The following is a 15,803-nucleotide window of genomic DNA, read 5'->3' on the forward strand; positions in this document are numbered from 1 at the left end:
ATGTATCACGCGATCGTCTTCCTTCCGCTTCTCGGCTTTCTGATCGCCGGCCTGTTCGGCCGGTCGATCGGCGCGAAGGCGTCGGAATATATCACCTCAGGCTTCCTCATCATTGCGGCCGCGCTGTCGTGGCTGGCTTTCTTCACGGTCGGTTTCGGCGACGGCGAGGCTTTCACCGTGCCGGTGCTGCGCTTCATCCAGTCGGGCGGTCTCGATGTTGCCTGGGCGCTGCGCATCGACACGCTGACGGTGGTCATGCTGGTCGTGGTCAACACGGTCTCGGCGCTCGTGCACGTCTATTCGATTGGCTACATGCATCACGACCCGCACCGGCCGCGCTTCTTCGCCTATCTGTCGCTGTTCACCTTCGCCATGCTGATGCTGGTGACGGCCGACAACCTGGTGCAGATGTTCTTCGGCTGGGAGGGCGTGGGTCTCGCCTCCTACCTGCTGATCGGTTTCTGGTTCAAGAAGCCGTCGGCCAATGCCGCGGCCATCAAGGCCTTCGTGGTCAACCGCGTCGGCGACTTCGGGTTCCTGCTCGGCCTGTTCGGCGTGTTTGTGCTGTTCGGTTCGGTGAATTTCGACACGATCTTCGCCAGCGCGGCCGCGGTCGCCGAGAATCCGGACGCTTCGGGTGAGGCGATCTTTACGTTCCTCGGCTGGTCGCTGACGCAGGGCGGCGCGCTGACGGCGATCTGTCTGCTGCTGTTCATGGGCGCCATGGGTAAGTCGGCGCAGGTGCCGCTGCACACCTGGCTGCCGGACGCGATGGAAGGTCCGACCCCGGTCTCCGCGCTCATCCATGCCGCCACCATGGTGACGGCTGGCGTGTTCATGCTGGCACGGCTTTCGCCGATCTTCGAACTGTCCCACGCGGCCCTGCTGTTCGTGACGTTCATCGGCGCCTTCACCGCCTTCTTTGCGGCGACGGTTGGCCTCGTGCAGAACGACATCAAGCGCGTCATCGCCTATTCGACCTGCTCGCAGCTCGGCTACATGTTCGTTGCGCTCGGCATGGGCTTCTACTCGGCGGCGATCTTCCACCTGTTCACGCATGCCTTCTTCAAGGCGCTGCTGTTCCTGGGCTCGGGTTCCGTCATCCACGCCGTCTCCGACGAGCAGGACATGCGCAAGATGGGCGGGCTGCGCAAGCTGATCCCGACCACCTACTGGATGATGGTCATCGGCACGCTGGCGCTCACCGGCGTCGGCATCCCGCTGACGGTGATCGGCACCGCCGGCTTCTTCTCCAAGGACGCGATCATCGAGGGCGCGTTCGCCGGACACAACGGCCTGGCGGGCTTCGCCTTCACCCTGCTGGTGGTGGCGGCCGTCTTCACCAGCTTCTATTCCTGGCGGCTGATTTTCATGACGTTCCACGGCAAGCCGCGGGCGTCGTCCGAGGTGATGCACCACGTGCATGAATCGCCGCCGGTCATGCTGGTGCCGCTCTTCATCCTGGCTGTCGGGGCGCTGTTCGCCGGTATCGTGTTCCATGACTGGTTCATCGGCTATCACCATGATGCCTTCTGGAAGGGTGCGCTGTTCATCCTGCCGGACAACCACATCCTGCACGAGTTCCACGAGGTGCCGCTGTGGGTGAAGCTCGCGCCGCTGGTCGCCATGATCGTCGGCTTCGTGACTGCCTACCGGTTCTACATCCAGTCGCCGGACGCGCCACGCCAGCTCGCCGAGCGCCATCAGGGGCTGTATCAGTTCCTGCTCAACAAGTGGTATTTCGACGAGCTCTACGACTTCATGTTCGTCAGGCCAGCGAAGCGCCTCGGCCGCTTCCTCTGGAAGAAGGGCGACGGGACGGTCATCGACGGGATGGGGCCTGACGGCATCGCAGCGCGCGTCGTCGACATCACCGACCGCGTCGTCAAGTTGCAGACCGGCTATCTCTATCACTACGCATTCGCAATGCTCATCGGCGTCGCTGCCCTCGTGACGTGGATGATGCTCGGGGGTTCCTACTGATGACCGACTGGCCGATTCTCTCCACGGTCACCTTCCTGCCGCTCGTCGGCGTGTTCCTGATCCTGTTGATCAGGGACGAGGGCGCCGCCGCACGCCGCAACATCCGCAACGTTGCGCTGCTGACGACCGTGTTCACCTTCGTGCTGTCGCTGTTCATCTGGGCCGGCTTCGATAGCGGCTATGCCGGGTTCCAGATGGTGGAGAAGGTGGAGTGGCTGGGCTCCGGCATCTCCTACCACATGGGCGTCGACGGCATTTCCATGCTGTTCGTCATCCTGATCACGTTCATCATGCCGCTGTGCATTCTGGCCTCGTGGGAGTCCGTCGAAAGCCGCGTCAAGGAATACATGATCGCCTTCCTGATCCTGGAAACGATCATGATCGGCGTGTTCTGCGCGCTCGACATCGTGCTTTTCTACGTGTTCTTCGAAGCCAGCCTCGTGCCGATGTTCATCATCATCGGCGTGTGGGGCGGCAAGCGGCGCGTCTACGCCTCGTTCAAGTTCTTCCTCTACACGCTGCTCGGCTCGGTGCTGATGCTGCTGGCCATCATGGCGATGTTCTGGCAGTCCGGAACGACCGATATCCCCACGCTGCTGACGCATGATTTCCCGGCCAGCATGCAGACATGGCTGTGGCTTGCCTTCTTCGCATCGTTTGCCGTGAAGATGCCGATGTGGCCGGTGCACACCTGGCTGCCGGACGCGCACGTGGAGGCACCCACGGCCGGCTCGGTCATCCTGGCGGCGATCCTGTTGAAGATGGGCGGCTACGGCTTCCTGCGCTTCTCGCTGCCGATGTTCCCGGATGCTTCGCTCTATTTCCAGCCATTCGTGTTCACGCTCTCGATCGTCGCCATCATCTACACCTCGCTGGTGGCGCTGATGCAGGAAGACATCAAGAAGCTGATCGCCTACTCGTCGGTCGCCCACATGGGCTATGTGACCATGGGCATCTTCGCGATGAACGTCGAAGGCATCCAGGGCGGCATCTTCCAGATGCTGTCGCACGGGCTGGTTTCCGGCGCGCTGTTCCTGTGCGTGGGCGTCGTCTATGACCGTATGCACACCCGCGAGATCGACGCTTATGGCGGCCTCGTCAACAACATGCCGAAATACGCTGTCGTGTTCCTGATCTTCACCATGGCCAATGTGGGCCTGCCGGGCACCTCCGGCTTCGTCGGCGAGTTCCTGACGCTGCTTGGCGTGTTCCGCGTGAACACCTGGGTCGCGCTGTTCGCCGCGACCGGCGTGATCCTGTCTGCCGCCTACGCGCTGTGGCTCTACCGCAGGGTGGTGTTCGGCGCGCTGACGAAGGAAAGCCTGAAGGGCCTGCTGGACCTCTCGACGCGCGAGAAGGTGATCATCTATCCGCTGGTGTTCTTCGTCATCCTCTTCGGTGTCTACCCAGCACCCGTCCTCGACGTGACGGCCGCTTCGGTCGACGCGCTTGTCAACAATGTAACGCTGTCGATCGAGGCCACCCAGGCCGCGACGCTGCGCTAGGAAGCCGGAACGGACATCATGACGGCAGAACTCTCCACAAGCCTCACTCTCGCGACGCCGGAACTCATCCTGGCCGTGGGTGCGATGGTGCTGCTGATGATCGGCGTCTTCTCCGGCGAACGCGCCAATACGACCGTGACCGGCCTCGCCATCGCACTGCTGATCGGTGCGGGAGGCTGGATGCTGGTTTTCACCGGCGACGGAGAAGCCTTTGGCGGCGCCTTTGTCAGCGACCCGTTCGCGCGCTTCATGAAGGTGCTGACGCTGATCGGCTCCGTGGTGACGCTGATCATGTCGGTCGGCTTCGCCCGCGAGGAGAAGTTCGACAAGTTCGAGTATCCGGTGCTGATCGTGCTGGCCACCCTCGGCATGCTGCTGATGGTGTCGGCCAACGACATGATCGCGCTCTATCTCGGCCTCGAACTGCAGTCGCTTGCGCTTTACGTGATCGCCGCCATCAACCGCGACAATCTCCGCTCCACCGAGGCGGGCCTGAAATATTTCGTCCTCGGCGCGTTGTCGTCGGGCATGCTGCTCTACGGCATTAGCCTCGTGTACGGCTACACCGGCAACACCGGTTTCGAAGCGATCGCGTCTGCGCTGAGCGGCGGCGAGCGCCAGCTGGGCCTGGTGTTCGGTCTGGTCTTCGTGCTTGCCGGACTTGCCTTCAAGATCTCGGCGGTGCCGTTCCACATGTGGACGCCGGACGTCTATGAAGGCGCGCCGACGCCCGTGACGGCGTTCTTCGCCGCCGCGCCGAAGATGGCGGCAATGGCTCTGCTGGTGCGCGTGACCGTGGGCGCCTTCGAGCCGGTCGCGGCCGACTGGCAGCAGATCGTCGTCTTCGTCGCTATCGCATCGATGGTTCTCGGCGCATTCGCGGCGATCGGCCAGACGAATATCAAGCGCCTGATGGCCTATTCGTCGATCGCGCATATGGGCTTCGCGCTGGTGGGCCTTGCGGCCAACACCCAGGCCGGCGTGCGCGGCGTCGCGCTCTACATGCTGATCTATCTGATCATGACGCTCGGAACGTTTGCCTTCATCCTCGCCATGCGGCGCGAAGAGGGCAATGTCGAGCGCATCGATGACCTGTCCGGCCTCGCATCGACCAACACGCTGATGGCGGTCATCCTGACCATCCTGATGTTCTCGTTGGCAGGCATTCCGCCGCTCGCCGGTTTCTGGGGCAAGTGGTACGTGTTCCTGGCGGCCATGGATGCCGAACTCTATCCGCTGGCAATCATCGGCGTGCTTGCGTCGGTCGTGGGCGCCTACTACTACCTGCGCATCATCAAGATCATGTGGTTCGATCAGCCTGCCGGCGGCTTCCTGCCGATGGCGGGTGAGCTGCGGCTCGTGCTGGGCCTCTCCGGTCTGCTCGTGCTGTTCTACGCCGTTGTCGGCGGTCCGTTCGAACGCATGGCCGAGGCTGCAGCGGCAACCTTCTTCTGAGCGGCATGGGATTTTCGCTCGCGCCGACCGCGGCAACGCTGGGGTACCGCCTCGAAGCCTTCGACACCGTAAGCTCGACCAACGCCGTGGCGATCGAACGCGCGCGCGGCGGGGACGATGGCAAGCTCTGGCTCGTCTCGAAGCGGCAGGAAGCGGGCAGGGGCCGTCGCGGCCGCGCCTGGGAGACGCCGGAAGGCAACCTGGCGGCGACGCTTCTTCTGGTGCCGGGTTTCGACATCAAGTCGGCCGCAACGCTCGGCTTCGTGGCCGGGCTTGCGCTGGCGGATGCGCTGGCGGCGGTGATTCCGGGTCGCGGGGTTAGCGTCGGCGTCGATGGCGGCACTCCCATCGGCGGCGGGCGCTTCGAGCTCAAATGGCCCAACGACCTGCTGGCTGATGGCGCAAAGCTCTCCGGCATCCTGCTCGAATCGGCGATGCTGGACGAATCCCGCTTCGCTCTTGCCATCGGCATCGGCGTGAATGTCGTCGCGCACCCGCAGGATGTTCCCTATCCCGCGACGTCTCTTGCCGCGCTTGGTGCAACCTGTGACGCGGAGACGCTGTTCATTGCGTTGTCAGATGCGTGGGTCGACAATGCGCGAATCTGGGACGAGGGCAGGGGTCTCGCCGCGATCCGCGAGCGATGGCTGAAACGCGCCGCCGGGCTTGGTTCGCCCGTGGCGGTGAGAATGGAAGGGCGCGTGGTGCGCGGTATCTTCGAAACGATCGACGAGCAGTGTCGCTTCGTCATTCGGGACGAGGAGGGCAATGTCACCACCATCGCAGCCGGCGACGTGCATTTCGGCGCGGTCGCCTCGGCCTGAAACGGAAAGGAAGCGGCGATGGCAAGGAACAACGAACCTGAACTGGTGTTCTGCCCGCTGGGCGGCGTCGGCGAGATCGGCATGAACTTCGCGCTCTACGGGCTGGGGCCAGTGGGCGCGCGAGAGTGGATCGTGGTCGACGTAGGCGTGACCTTTCCAGACGCGACGCTGCCGGGCGTCGATCTCGTCCTGCCCGACACGCGCTTCATCGAGAGCGAGGTCGCCAATCTGCGCGGCATCGTGATTACACACGCGCATGAGGACCACTACGGCGCGCTGCTGGACATCTGGCCGCGTCTGAAGAAGCCTGTGTGGATGACGCCGTTCAGCGCCGGGCTTCTGGGCGCCAAGCGGCGCATGGATGGCGGCCCGGAAATCCCGGTGCAGATCTTCAACGCCGGCGACCGTTTCCAGGTCGGCCCGTTCGACATCGAGGCAGTCGGTGTCACGCATTCCATCCCCGAGCCGGTGTCGCTGGCGATCCGCACGCCGCTCGGTATGGTGGTTCACACCGGCGACTGGAAGATCGATCCGGCGCCGACGATCGGCCGCAAGACCGACGAGCAGCGGTTCCGCGCGCTCGGCGACGAAGGTGTCAGGGCCTTGATCTGCGATTCCACCAACGCAATGCGCGAAGGGGAATCGCCGTCGGAAGAGGCTGTCGGCGAAGGGCTGAAGGGGGTCATCGAGGCCGCTGCCGGCCGTGTCGCCGTGACCACCTTCTCCTCCAATGTCGGCCGCATCCGCTCGATCGCTGAGGCCGCGCGCGATGCAGGGCGGCAGGTGCTGGTCCTGGGCTCGTCGCTCAAGCGCGTCATCAACGTGGCGACAGAACTCGGCTATCTCGACGGCCTGCCGGAATTCGTCGAGGAGGAAGATTACGGCTATATCCCCCGCGAAAACCTCGTCATCCTGTGCACCGGCAGCCAGGGCGAGCCGCGCGCGGCACTGGCCAAGCTGGCCCGCGACGAGATGCGCAATGTCGCGCTCTCGCCTGGCGACACGGTGGTCTATTCCTCGCGCGTCATTCCTGGCAACGAGAAGGCGATCCTGGAGACCAAGAACCTGCTGATCGAGCAGGGCATCAAGATTATCGAGGACAGCGATGCTCTGGTGCACGTGTCCGGCCACCCAAGGCGTAACGAACTCAAGCGGATGTATGAATGGACGCGCCCGCAGGTGCTGGTGCCCGTTCACGGAGAGGCGGCGCATCTGGTCGCGCATGGGGCGCTCGGTGCGTCTGCGGGCATTCCCGAGGTAGCCCAGGTGCGCAACGGCGACATGATCCGCCTTGCGCCCGGGCCGGCCGAGATCATCGACCAGGTGCCGTCGGGCCGCATGTTCAAGGACGGCAAGCTGATCGGCTCAGACGAGACGATGGGCATTCGCGACCGCCGCAAGCTTTCTTATGTCGGCCATGTCGCGGTGAATGTGGTGCTGGACGATCGTTACGAGATCGCCGGCGATCCGGATCTGGTTGCAGTCGGGGTAGCGAAGGCTGATGCCGCTGGCGAAGAGCTCGAGGAGCTGATGCTGGATGCGGCGATCGGCGCAATTGAAAGCATCCCGCGCGTCCGGCGAAAAGACCTCGACCTCGTGGCCGAAGCAGTCCGGCGCGCCGTGCGCTCCGCCGCCAACGACGCCTGGGGCAAGAAGCCGATCGTCACGGTGTTCGTGACGCGGTAGAAGAACAAGTGCGTCCTTCGAGGCTCGCTCCGCTCGTACCTCAGGATGAGGGAAGTGGTTTGATCGAACTCACCCACCGAGGCTCGATGCACTACAGTCCTCATCCTGAGGTGCGAGCGGAGCGAGCCTCGAAGGACGCACGAATGAACTGGAGCCAGACAGACGAATGCTCGGACGTTTGAACCATGTCGCGCTTGCTGTGCCCGACATCGCCGCCGCCAGCGCGCATTATCGCGATACGCTGGGGGCCAGCGTTTCCGAGCCGCAGCCATTGCCCGAGCATGGCGTGACGGTCGTCTTCATCGATGTCGGCAACACCAAGATCGAGCTGCTGGAGCCACTGGGCGAGAACTCCACGATCCGGCCGTTCCTGGATAAGAACCCTTCGGGCGGTATGCACCATGTGTGCTACGAGGTGGATGACATCATCGCCGCGCGGGACCGATTGACCGCGTCCGGAGCCCGCGTGCTGGGCGACGGAACCCCGAAGATCGGTGCGCATGGCAAGCCGGTGCTGTTCCTGCACCCCAAGGACTTCTTCGGCACGCTGGTCGAACTGGAACAGGTATAGCGCATCGCGCCGAACCATGAGCGCCAGGCAGGCTTTGCCGGCCGCGCGCTGAAAAGGACAAGATCATGAGCTGGATTTCGATCTTCGCGATCTACTTCATCCTGTGGTGGGTGGTTCTTTTCGCCATGCTGCCATTCGGGCTGAAAACGCAGGACGAGGACGGCGAGGTCACGCTGGGCACCGTCTCAAGCGCACCGCATGGCAGACACATGCTGGGCGCGGTGATCCGCACGACGATCGTAGCCGGCGTAATCTTCGGCGCCTTCTACATAGCGGTCGTTTATTTCGGATTTTCGTTCAACGACATCCCCCACATCGGGCCGTCGATCGGCTAGTAACCGCGGCGGCCAGCGTCGGGTATTCTTGCTCGAGCCGTTTGTATCGGTCTCTTTTGCTGCGAGTGGAACGCTTGAACCTGGCTGAAAAAGCGGTTCAAGCCAGTGCCGGTCGAAGGCCGGTGATTTATTTCGTTGCACAAAAAAATGCAAGGCCGAAGCCTTGCAATTTAAACGCGTCCGATCTGTTTCCGTATTAAGGCGGCTGCGGAAAATCGCGCCTAGATCGCATCCTCCCAAGACTTTGACCGCGTAGGAGAGCGGATTATTGTCCCGCCCTCTCGGTTATGCGGGGCACATTAGACCAACACGTCGCGCGATGTCACGAGAAATATTGCATTTACATGACCCTTGATGTGCTGCACTGCACAAATTCGCGTCACTTACTGCACAGCAAAAGCACAGGCCGGCAGCGGACAATGGGACGCGCTGGCGTCGGGTTTCCATCCTGCCATGAAATCGCTATGAAGCCGAAGCAAATGGACCCTGGCGCGGATGATTCCGCAGCCATCTCTCACGGAATTTCCCATGCGTCTGTCGCGTTACTTTCTGCCCATCCTCAAGGAGAATCCGCGCGAGGCCGAGATCGTCTCGCACCGGCTGATGCTGCGCTCCGGCATGATCCGCCAGCAGGGGCAGGGCTCGTTCTCCTGGCTGCCGATGGGCAAGCGCGTGCTGGACAAGGTGTGCAAGATCATCCGTGAGGAGCAGGATCGCGCCGGTGCGCAGGAAATCCTCATGCCGACGATCCAGTCCGCCGACCTGTGGATCGAGAGCGGGCGCTATAACGATTACGGCAAGGAGATGCTGCGCATCCGCGACCGGCAGGACCGTGCAATGCTATACGGGCCGACCAACGAGGAGATGGTGACCGACATCTTCCGGTCCTATGTGAAGTCCTACAAGGATCTCCCGCTCAACCTCTATCACATTCAGTGGAAGTATCGCGACGAGGTGCGGCCTCGCTTCGGCGTCATGCGCTCGCGCGAGTTCCTGATGAAAGACGCCTATTCGTTCGACATCGACTATGAGGGCGCGCGCGCAGCCTACAACCGCATGTTCGTCTCCTATCTGCGCACCTTCGCGCGGGTCGGCATGCAGGCGATTCCCATGCGGGCCGATACCGGTCCGATCGGTGGTGACCTGAGCCACGAATTCATCATCCTGGCCGATACGGGTGAGAGCGCGGTCTTCTGCCATCGCGATTTTCTCGACCTGCCGGTGCCGGGCGCGGACACCGATTTCGCCGACGATGCGGGTATCGACGGCATCGTCAAGGCGTGGACGACGCCCTATGCGGCGACCGACGAGATGCATGACGAGGATGCCTGGGAAGAGGTGCCGGAAGGCGACCGGATGGCGGCGCGCGGCATCGAGGTCGGCCATATCTTCCATTTCGGCGAAAAATACTCGAAGCCGATGAATGCCAAGGTGACCGGACCCGACGGCAAGGAACACTTCGTCTCCATGGGCTCCTACGGCATCGGCCCTTCGCGGCTCGTGGCGGCGATCATCGAGGCCAGCCACGACGAGAACGGCATCATCTGGCCGGAATCGGTCGCGCCCTTCGACGTCGCGCTGATCAACATGAAGGCCGGCGATGCGGATTGCGACCGCGCCTGTGACGAACTTTATGACGCATTGGGCGCTGCGGGTGTCGACGTGCTCTATGACGACACGGACCAGAGGCCTGGCGGGAAGTTCGCCACCGCCGACCTGATCGGCCTGCCCTGGCAGGTGATCGTCGGGCCGCGCGGGGTGGCCGCGGGCGAAGCTGAGGTGAAGAACCGCAAGACGGGCGAACGCGCAACCATGCCGCTGTCTGCGGTTGCGGCGCGCTTCGGAAAAGCTGCATGAGCGAAACAGCCGGCAGGAAACTCGCGGGCGCCGGGCCGTTCTCCGTCTTTGAACGCATGGTCGCCTGGCGCTACCTGCGCTCGCGGCGCAAGGATACGGTGATCTCGGTAATCTCGCTGATCTCGTTTGTCGGGATCATGCTGGGCGTCGCGACGCTCATCATCGTCATGGCCGTCATGAACGGCTTCCGCGCCGAGCTGCTCAACCGCATCCTCGGGGTCAATGGCCACCTGATCGTCGAGCCCATCGACCGTGTCTTCGATGACTATGCCGGCGTTGCTGGACGGATCGAGGGCGTGGAAGGCGTGCGTTATGCGATCCCGCTGGTTCAGGGGCAGGTTCTGGCTACCGGCCGGGTGGGAGCGGGAACCGGCGCGTTGGTGCGCGGCGTGCGCGAGCAGGACATCGAGAAGATGACGCTCGTCGCCGAGAACATCAGGCAAGGTACGCTCGAAGGTTTCGACCAGTCGGAAGGTGTCGCGATCGGCAAGCGCATGGCCGACAGCCTCGGCCTTGCCGTGGGCGACGGCATCCAGCTTGTAGCACCCGAAGGCGATGTCACACCGTTCGGCGTCACGCCGCGACAGAAGATCTATCCGGTGGTGGCGATCTTCGAGGTCGGCATGTCCGAATATGACGGCTCGATCATCTATATGCCGCTCAGCGAGGCGCAGCTCTATTTCAATTCGGAAGGCGTGGTGCAGTCGATCGAGGTGTTCGTCGACGACCCCGATGCGGTGGACGCTTTGCGCGGGCCCGTCGAGGTCGCTTCGCAACGCCAGATATTCGTCACCGACTGGCGGCAGCGCAACCAGACCTTCTTTTCCGCGCTTCAGGTCGAGCGCAACGTGATGTTCATGATCCTGACGCTGATCGTGCTGGTGGCGGCGCTGAACATCATCTCCGGCCTCATCATGCTGGTGAAGGACAAGGGCCGCGATATCGCGATCCTGCGCACCATGGGCGCGACCAGCGGATCGGTGATGCGCATATTCATGATGACCGGGGCGGCTATCGGCGTGACCGGCACCATCGCGGGCGTGCTGCTTGGCGTCGTTGTCTGTCTGAACGTCGAATCGATCCGGCAGTTCTTCTCGTGGCTGTCGGGTACGACGCTGTTCAATCCGGAGCTCTATTTCCTCAGCCAGTTGCCGGCGAAGATGGATGCGAGCGAAACCATTTCGGTCGTGCTGATGGCCATGGTGTTGTCGTTCCTGGCAACGCTGTTTCCGGCCTGGCGTGCGGCCCGGCTCGATCCCGTCGAAGCGCTGCGGTACGAATGATGGCATCCGACCTTCTGCTCGAACTCAAGGCCATCGACCGCCGCTACGATGAAGGGATGCGCAAGCTGACCATCCTCGACGGGGCGGATTTCACGCTGCGGCGTGGCGAGACGGTTGCGCTGGTGGCGCCTTCTGGTGCCGGCAAGTCGACCCTGCTGCATACGGCGGGGCTTCTCGAATGGCCGGACGGCGGCGATGTTATCCTCGACGGGCGCGCCTGTGGCCGCCTCTCGGACGACGAGCGTACCGCGATCCGCCGCAACGACATCGGTTTCGTCTACCAGTTCCACCATCTGCTGCCGGAGTTCTCGGCGCTGGAAAACATCATGATGCCGCAGCTCGTCTGCGGGCTGCCGCAGACGCAGGCGCGTGAACGCGCGCTGCAGCTTCTGGATTACATGAAGATCGGCGAGCGGGCGGAGCATCGTCCGGCGGAACTGTCGGGCGGCGAGCAGCAGCGTGTCGCGATCGCGCGCGCCGTGGCCAATGCGCCCCTGCTGCTGTTGGCGGACGAGCCGACCGGCAATCTCGATCCCGATACCGCATCTTATGTGTTCGAGGCGCTGGAAGCACTGGTGCGCCAGTCAGGCCTCTCCGCGCTGATTGCCACGCACAACCACGACCTGGCCGCACGCATGGACCGCCGCGTGACGCTGGATCACGGCAAGATCGTGGAATTCTAGCAGCCTGCTTAAGGTACCCCACAAAAAGCGGAGCCGACCCTTTGGGGAAGGGCCGGCTCCTGAACCCGGTCGTTGGGGACGGGGAGGGTGGGGACTCGACCGGGTTGTCCCTGATTTCCCGTTTTCTCTAAGGCGCGTCGCGTTCGAGCAGGCTCAGGCGACGCGCCTTAAGTGTTGTTTTTCGCATGCCGTTGTCCCCAAACCGATTGCCGCTTTTGGGCGACATGCTCTGGCTACCTGTTGGAGCTGACGCTGCCGACCAGCACGTTGCGGCCGTCGTCGATCGAGACCCACATGCCGGAATGCTTCGCGGACTGTCGCTTGAGGTAGCTGTATTCCGTCTCGTTCCAGGCGAGGACCCGCGGCTCGAGATTGTCGAGCACGAAGTCGCCCATATTGGTGTGAACCGTCAGCACCGCATGGCCGTCGCCATTGGGCTGGCGCACCACGGTTATGAGAAGATTTGAGGCCGGCACCCCGGCCTTGATGAGGCGGCGGCGCTTTTCGAGCACGTAGTCCTCGCAGTCTCCATAGCCGTTGACCGGATAGGTCCACCGTTCCTCGACGCCCCAGAGCTCCATGTCGGTGCGCGGCGTAACCGTCGTGTTGACGATGTTGTTGACCTCAACGATCTTCGCCCAGAGCGGCCGTGTCAGATCGACCGGACCGGCATGTGCCGTACTGGTGCACTCGCGCGGCTCGCGCTGGCAGAATTCGTAATGGCCGACCGGCTGCGTCGAGAGCCCGCCCGTTGGCATGAAAGATTGCGCCGATGCAGCCTGCGCACCGCTCGTCAGCATGGCGGCGGCTATCGCCGCATGCAGCATCCCTGTCCTGGTCCCCATAGTGTCGTCTCCCCTTTGACGAGATCACTATGGCAGACGGGAATTTATTCCGCGCAAAAGAGCGAAGTATAACTTTCCTCAAAACAAGAGAGTTATTTGTGTAACTATGAATAGAATAAGAATAAAAATAGAATAGATTTTGATTAAAATTGTAGGTAATTCGGAGCTGCAGTCCCGATGCCGCAAATGCAAAAAGGCCGGCGCAATGGCCGGCCTTGAAAGTATGGATTGTGAGGTAGGGGCTAGTGGCCGCTGAAGTGCGCGGCGAGCGTTTCTTCCCGCTGCACCATCGCGAACTCGATGGCGATGCCGTCGTCGAAGTGTCGGACGACGCGGCCGCGCATGTTGCCGAGCGTCACCTCGACGCCCAGTGCCGGCTTGACGTCGAGCTCGATCGCGGCGCCCGAAAGCGAAAGATCGATGATGCGGCACTTGTATTGGCGGCCGTCGCCCATGTGGAGCACGGTCATCGGATTGCGCGGCGACACGCGTTCGTGACGGCGATCTTCCGGCAGGTCGAGTTCGTGCCTGTTGGCAAGCCACGTAAGCTGCGCGGCAAGCTTGTCGCGCTTGCGCTCCGAAGCCAGGATCGTCATCGCGAAGCCGGTTTCGAGACGACGCGTAACGACGCCCTCCACGCGACCGATATGGTCGAGATAGGCAATGACCTTCTCGCCGAGCTGGCCGGGATGGTTTGACAGAAACGAGACATCGCCCGGCGACATGTCGATCACCTGACATGGGTGTTCGGATCGGTCCTCAAGCATGTAACGGCCGTACACCTTCACCGGCACGCGCTGAAAGTTGCGTCTTTCCGTTCGTGACGGCGCTGTGTGGCTCGCCGCTAAAATCATGCTCGAATCCGCCTCGCTCATTTCCATGCTTCGCGCATGGCGAAGACGTTGGCGAAACGTTATTCTCGGATCGGTTAATATCCGGTAAGCCGAACGTGTCGGCTGTGCGACAAGTTAACCGTCTTTGCCGCCGTCGAAGACGACGAGGTGGCGGATGCGACGGCCGTGTTCCGGGCTTGGCGGCTCGCTGCCGATGATGTGCGCGGCGCCGGGCGCGATGGACGGCACAGACATCGTCGGGCGGGCGGCTGAAAACACCGATTCGTGGTCGGGATCGACGACACGCAGCGTATCGACTTTGCCTTCGACGATCGGGTCGGCGCCGAGCCAGTAGGGCTTGGCGAGGGGCGTGATCGCACCCAGCGAGCGCGGGCTGCCGAGGCCACCTTCGAGCGGTAGCAACACCAGCTCGAAAAGATTGACCTTTCCGCCCTGGCTGAGACCCTCATAGGTGACCGTGACCACGGATTTCTCGTGGAAGGCGCTGTGCGCCACGCGCGCGATCATGCGCTGGTCGCGACGCGCCCAGATGGACGGAAAGGAGTAGCCCTTGAGTTCGCGCCCGTAGGTTGCGCACAGGCGGGTTCCTGCGAGCCGGAAGACCGGTTCGCCGCGCGTGTCCTTCTCCAGGATGAATGTATCGGCCAGCAGGGTCTTGATGTCCGCCGGTTCGATCTCGGTGCGCCGCGGTGCAGGCCGCCCTTTGCGCAGCCTGTTCCAGTATTGGAACAACGCGATCGATCCTTCCTGTTTCATGCTTCCTGCCGCCCCTTGTCCCTTTGCGGTTGTGTCATCGGTGAACAGAAACGAATCCCTCCGATGTGCTACATGGACGGACAGGCAGAACCCGTGCCAGTCCCGTTAACCGTTGTTCACGGCGTTCGGGTTCGTTAAGGTTAACAAAGGGTTTACGTTGCCGGTTGGCAACTGGTGTGACACCTTCCAGTCACTCCAAGGGGACGACGCTTCGGCGGGAACTCCAGTCAGAAGAAAATCTTGGGGGTGAGCAGGGGGCTCGACCAAAGCCGTTCGGGGAAACCCGGACGGCTTTTCATTTGCGCGACAGGGTGCTAGCGCAAAGGACCCGTTGCAGATTGTCAGCCATGTCTTCCGATTCCGATCCGCAAAGCCGTCCCGTCGAGGATGAGATCGCCGAAAGCGGCGAACCGGCACCGCAGCGCGAGCCGGTATTCAACCTGCCGAAGATCGTCGTCGCGCTGCTTGCCATCTGTGTCGGCATTCACCTGGTGCGCGCGTATCTCCTGACCGACCGGCAGGATTTCGAAGTGATACTGCGCTTCGCCTTCATCCCGATTCGTTACACCGGTGGTTATGCCCTCGACCTTTACGCGTTCGCGGGGCCATGGACCTACGCCTTCCTCCATGGCGGCTTCGCGCATCTGATCGTGAACATGGTCTGGCTGGCTGCCTTCGGCTCGCCGCTGGCCAACCGCATCGGGGCGTCGCGGTTCGTTGCGTTCTGGTTGGTTACCTCGCTTGCGGCGGTGGGACTGCATTTCGTGCTGCACCCGTTCGATCCTGCTCCGCTGGTCGGCGCATCAGGCGCTATCTCGGGCATGATGGGTGCTGCCGCGCGCTTCGGCTTCCAGATCGACCGCCGCCAGGGGCAGGGCGCGTTCGCGGGACCGGTGCTCTCGATCCCTGCCGTCTTCCGCTCGCGCGCTGTCGTCGCATTCCTGGCAGTCTGGATGGTGGTCAATCTCGTGATGGGGCTTGGCGTTGGCGCACCGGGTTCCGAAAACCCGATCGCATGGGAGGCCCATATCGGTGGCTTCCTGGCCGGCTTCTTTCTAGTCCGGCTGTTCGACCGGCGCCTGTCGCACGACTGACGCATTCCGACTGACTTGAAAACGGTTCGAGCCGAGCGCACCATGTGCCATCGCGGACCAACAAGCCGAGAG

General features: G+C 62.7%; 14 protein-coding genes. 11 read left to right on the forward strand and 3 right to left on the reverse strand.

Annotation, left to right across the window (positions count from 1 at the left end; genetic code table 11):
- From nuoL to HK436_RS15515, 10 genes are all read left to right on the forward strand, one after another.
- Complete coding sequence (nuoL, locus tag HK436_RS15470) at positions 1-1,983, forward strand: NADH-quinone oxidoreductase subunit L (protein WP_173191174.1); 1,983 nt, start codon at positions 1-3, stop codon at positions 1,981-1,983.
- Positions 1,983-3,488, forward strand: a complete 1,506-nt coding sequence (locus HK436_RS15475; protein ID WP_173191176.1) for an NADH-quinone oxidoreductase subunit M — start codon at positions 1,983-1,985, stop codon at positions 3,486-3,488. The genes nuoL and HK436_RS15475 overlap by 1 nt, the downstream gene beginning before the upstream one ends.
- An 18-nt stretch (positions 3,489-3,506) precedes the next feature.
- The gene (nuoN, locus tag HK436_RS15480) at positions 3,507-4,943 is read left to right on the forward strand and encodes an NADH-quinone oxidoreductase subunit NuoN (protein WP_173191178.1); all 1,437 of its coding nucleotides are present in this window, start codon (positions 3,507-3,509) and stop codon (positions 4,941-4,943) included.
- Between the two features lie 5 nt (positions 4,944-4,948).
- Positions 4,949-5,767, forward strand: coding sequence for a biotin--[acetyl-CoA-carboxylase] ligase (locus tag HK436_RS15485; protein ID WP_173191180.1), 819 nt, complete (start codon positions 4,949-4,951; stop codon positions 5,765-5,767).
- An 18-nt stretch (positions 5,768-5,785) separates the two neighbouring features.
- Entirely contained in the window at positions 5,786-7,453 is a 1,668-nt protein-coding gene (locus HK436_RS15490) for a ribonuclease J (protein WP_173191182.1), read from the forward strand.
- Between the two features lie 166 nt (positions 7,454-7,619).
- A complete protein-coding gene (gene mce / locus HK436_RS15495; RefSeq protein WP_173191184.1) occupies positions 7,620-8,024 on the forward strand; it encodes a methylmalonyl-CoA epimerase in 405 nt (134 codons plus the stop codon).
- Between the two features lie 65 nt (positions 8,025-8,089).
- Entirely contained in the window at positions 8,090-8,359 is a 270-nt protein-coding gene (locus HK436_RS15500; protein ID WP_173191186.1) for a DUF1467 family protein, read from the forward strand.
- 528 nt (positions 8,360-8,887) lie between these two features.
- A complete protein-coding gene (gene proS, locus HK436_RS15505; protein WP_173191188.1) occupies positions 8,888-10,216 on the forward strand; it encodes a proline--tRNA ligase in 1,329 nt (442 codons plus the stop codon).
- Positions 10,213-11,499, forward strand: coding sequence for a lipoprotein-releasing ABC transporter permease subunit (locus tag HK436_RS15510; RefSeq protein WP_173191190.1), 1,287 nt, complete (start codon positions 10,213-10,215; stop codon positions 11,497-11,499). Before proS ends, HK436_RS15510 begins: the two co-directional genes overlap by 4 nt.
- Positions 11,499-12,182: an ABC transporter ATP-binding protein gene (locus HK436_RS15515; RefSeq protein WP_173193515.1), complete on the forward strand. Its 684-nt coding sequence runs from the start codon at positions 11,499-11,501 to the stop codon at positions 12,180-12,182. The genes HK436_RS15510 and HK436_RS15515 overlap by 1 nt, the downstream gene beginning before the upstream one ends.
- 233 nt (positions 12,183-12,415) lie before the next feature.
- Here HK436_RS15515 and HK436_RS15520 read toward each other — a convergent pair whose 3' ends face one another.
- The 3 genes from HK436_RS15520 to HK436_RS15530 all read right to left on the reverse strand — a co-directional run bounded on the left by HK436_RS15520 (position 12,416) and on the right by HK436_RS15530 (position 14,637).
- Positions 12,416-13,027: a transglutaminase-like cysteine peptidase gene (locus HK436_RS15520; RefSeq protein ID WP_173191192.1), complete on the reverse strand. Its 612-nt coding sequence runs from the start codon at positions 13,025-13,027 to the stop codon at positions 12,416-12,418.
- A 242-nt stretch (positions 13,028-13,269) separates the two neighbouring features.
- Complete coding sequence (locus HK436_RS15525) at positions 13,270-13,881, reverse strand: PilZ domain-containing protein (RefSeq protein WP_173191194.1); 612 nt, start codon at positions 13,879-13,881, stop codon at positions 13,270-13,272.
- A gap of 114 nt (positions 13,882-13,995) precedes the next feature.
- Entirely contained in the window at positions 13,996-14,637 is a 642-nt protein-coding gene (locus HK436_RS15530; protein WP_173191196.1) for a PAS domain-containing protein, read from the reverse strand.
- A 347-nt stretch (positions 14,638-14,984) separates the two neighbouring features.
- On the opposite strand from HK436_RS15530, the gene HK436_RS15535 reads away from it, so the two are divergent.
- Positions 14,985-15,731: a rhomboid family intramembrane serine protease gene (locus HK436_RS15535; RefSeq protein WP_173191198.1), complete on the forward strand. Its 747-nt coding sequence runs from the start codon at positions 14,985-14,987 to the stop codon at positions 15,729-15,731.
- The last annotated feature ends 72 nt before the right edge of the window (positions 15,732-15,803 follow it).

It is taken from the genome of Neoaquamicrobium sediminum (genome assembly GCF_013240295.1).
In the GTDB taxonomy this organism is placed as follows: Bacteria; Pseudomonadota; Alphaproteobacteria; order Rhizobiales; family Rhizobiaceae; genus Aerobium; species Aerobium sediminum.

Excerpts from the sequence above, each read along its gene's own strand:
- nuoN (WP_173191178.1), top strand. The coding sequence starts at position 3,507 with ATGACGGCAGAACTCTCCACAAGCCTCACTCTCGCGACGCCGGAACTC.
- HK436_RS15485 (WP_173191180.1), top strand. The coding sequence starts at position 4,949 with ATGGGATTTTCGCTCGCGCCGACCGCGGCAACGCTGGGGTACCGCCTC.
- HK436_RS15490 (WP_173191182.1), top strand. The coding sequence starts at position 5,786 with ATGGCAAGGAACAACGAACCTGAACTGGTGTTCTGCCCGCTGGGCGGC.
- HK436_RS15520 (WP_173191192.1), bottom strand. The coding sequence starts at position 13,027 with ATGGGGACCAGGACAGGGATGCTGCATGCGGCGATAGCCGCCGCCATG.
- proS (WP_173191188.1), top strand. The coding sequence starts at position 8,888 with ATGCGTCTGTCGCGTTACTTTCTGCCCATCCTCAAGGAGAATCCGCGC.
- HK436_RS15515 (WP_173193515.1), top strand. The coding sequence starts at position 11,499 with ATGGCATCCGACCTTCTGCTCGAACTCAAGGCCATCGACCGCCGCTAC.
- HK436_RS15535 (WP_173191198.1), top strand. The coding sequence starts at position 14,985 with ATGTCTTCCGATTCCGATCCGCAAAGCCGTCCCGTCGAGGATGAGATC.
- HK436_RS15510 (WP_173191190.1), top strand. The coding sequence starts at position 10,213 with ATGAGCGAAACAGCCGGCAGGAAACTCGCGGGCGCCGGGCCGTTCTCC.
- mce (WP_173191184.1), top strand. The coding sequence starts at position 7,620 with ATGCTCGGACGTTTGAACCATGTCGCGCTTGCTGTGCCCGACATCGCC.
- HK436_RS15475 (WP_173191176.1), top strand. The coding sequence starts at position 1,983 with ATGACCGACTGGCCGATTCTCTCCACGGTCACCTTCCTGCCGCTCGTC.
- HK436_RS15530 (WP_173191196.1), bottom strand. The coding sequence starts at position 14,637 with ATGAAACAGGAAGGATCGATCGCGTTGTTCCAATACTGGAACAGGCTG.
- nuoL (WP_173191174.1), top strand. The coding sequence starts at position 1 with ATGTATCACGCGATCGTCTTCCTTCCGCTTCTCGGCTTTCTGATCGCC.
- HK436_RS15500 (WP_173191186.1), top strand. The coding sequence starts at position 8,090 with ATGAGCTGGATTTCGATCTTCGCGATCTACTTCATCCTGTGGTGGGTG.
- HK436_RS15525 (WP_173191194.1), bottom strand. The coding sequence starts at position 13,881 with ATGATTTTAGCGGCGAGCCACACAGCGCCGTCACGAACGGAAAGACGC.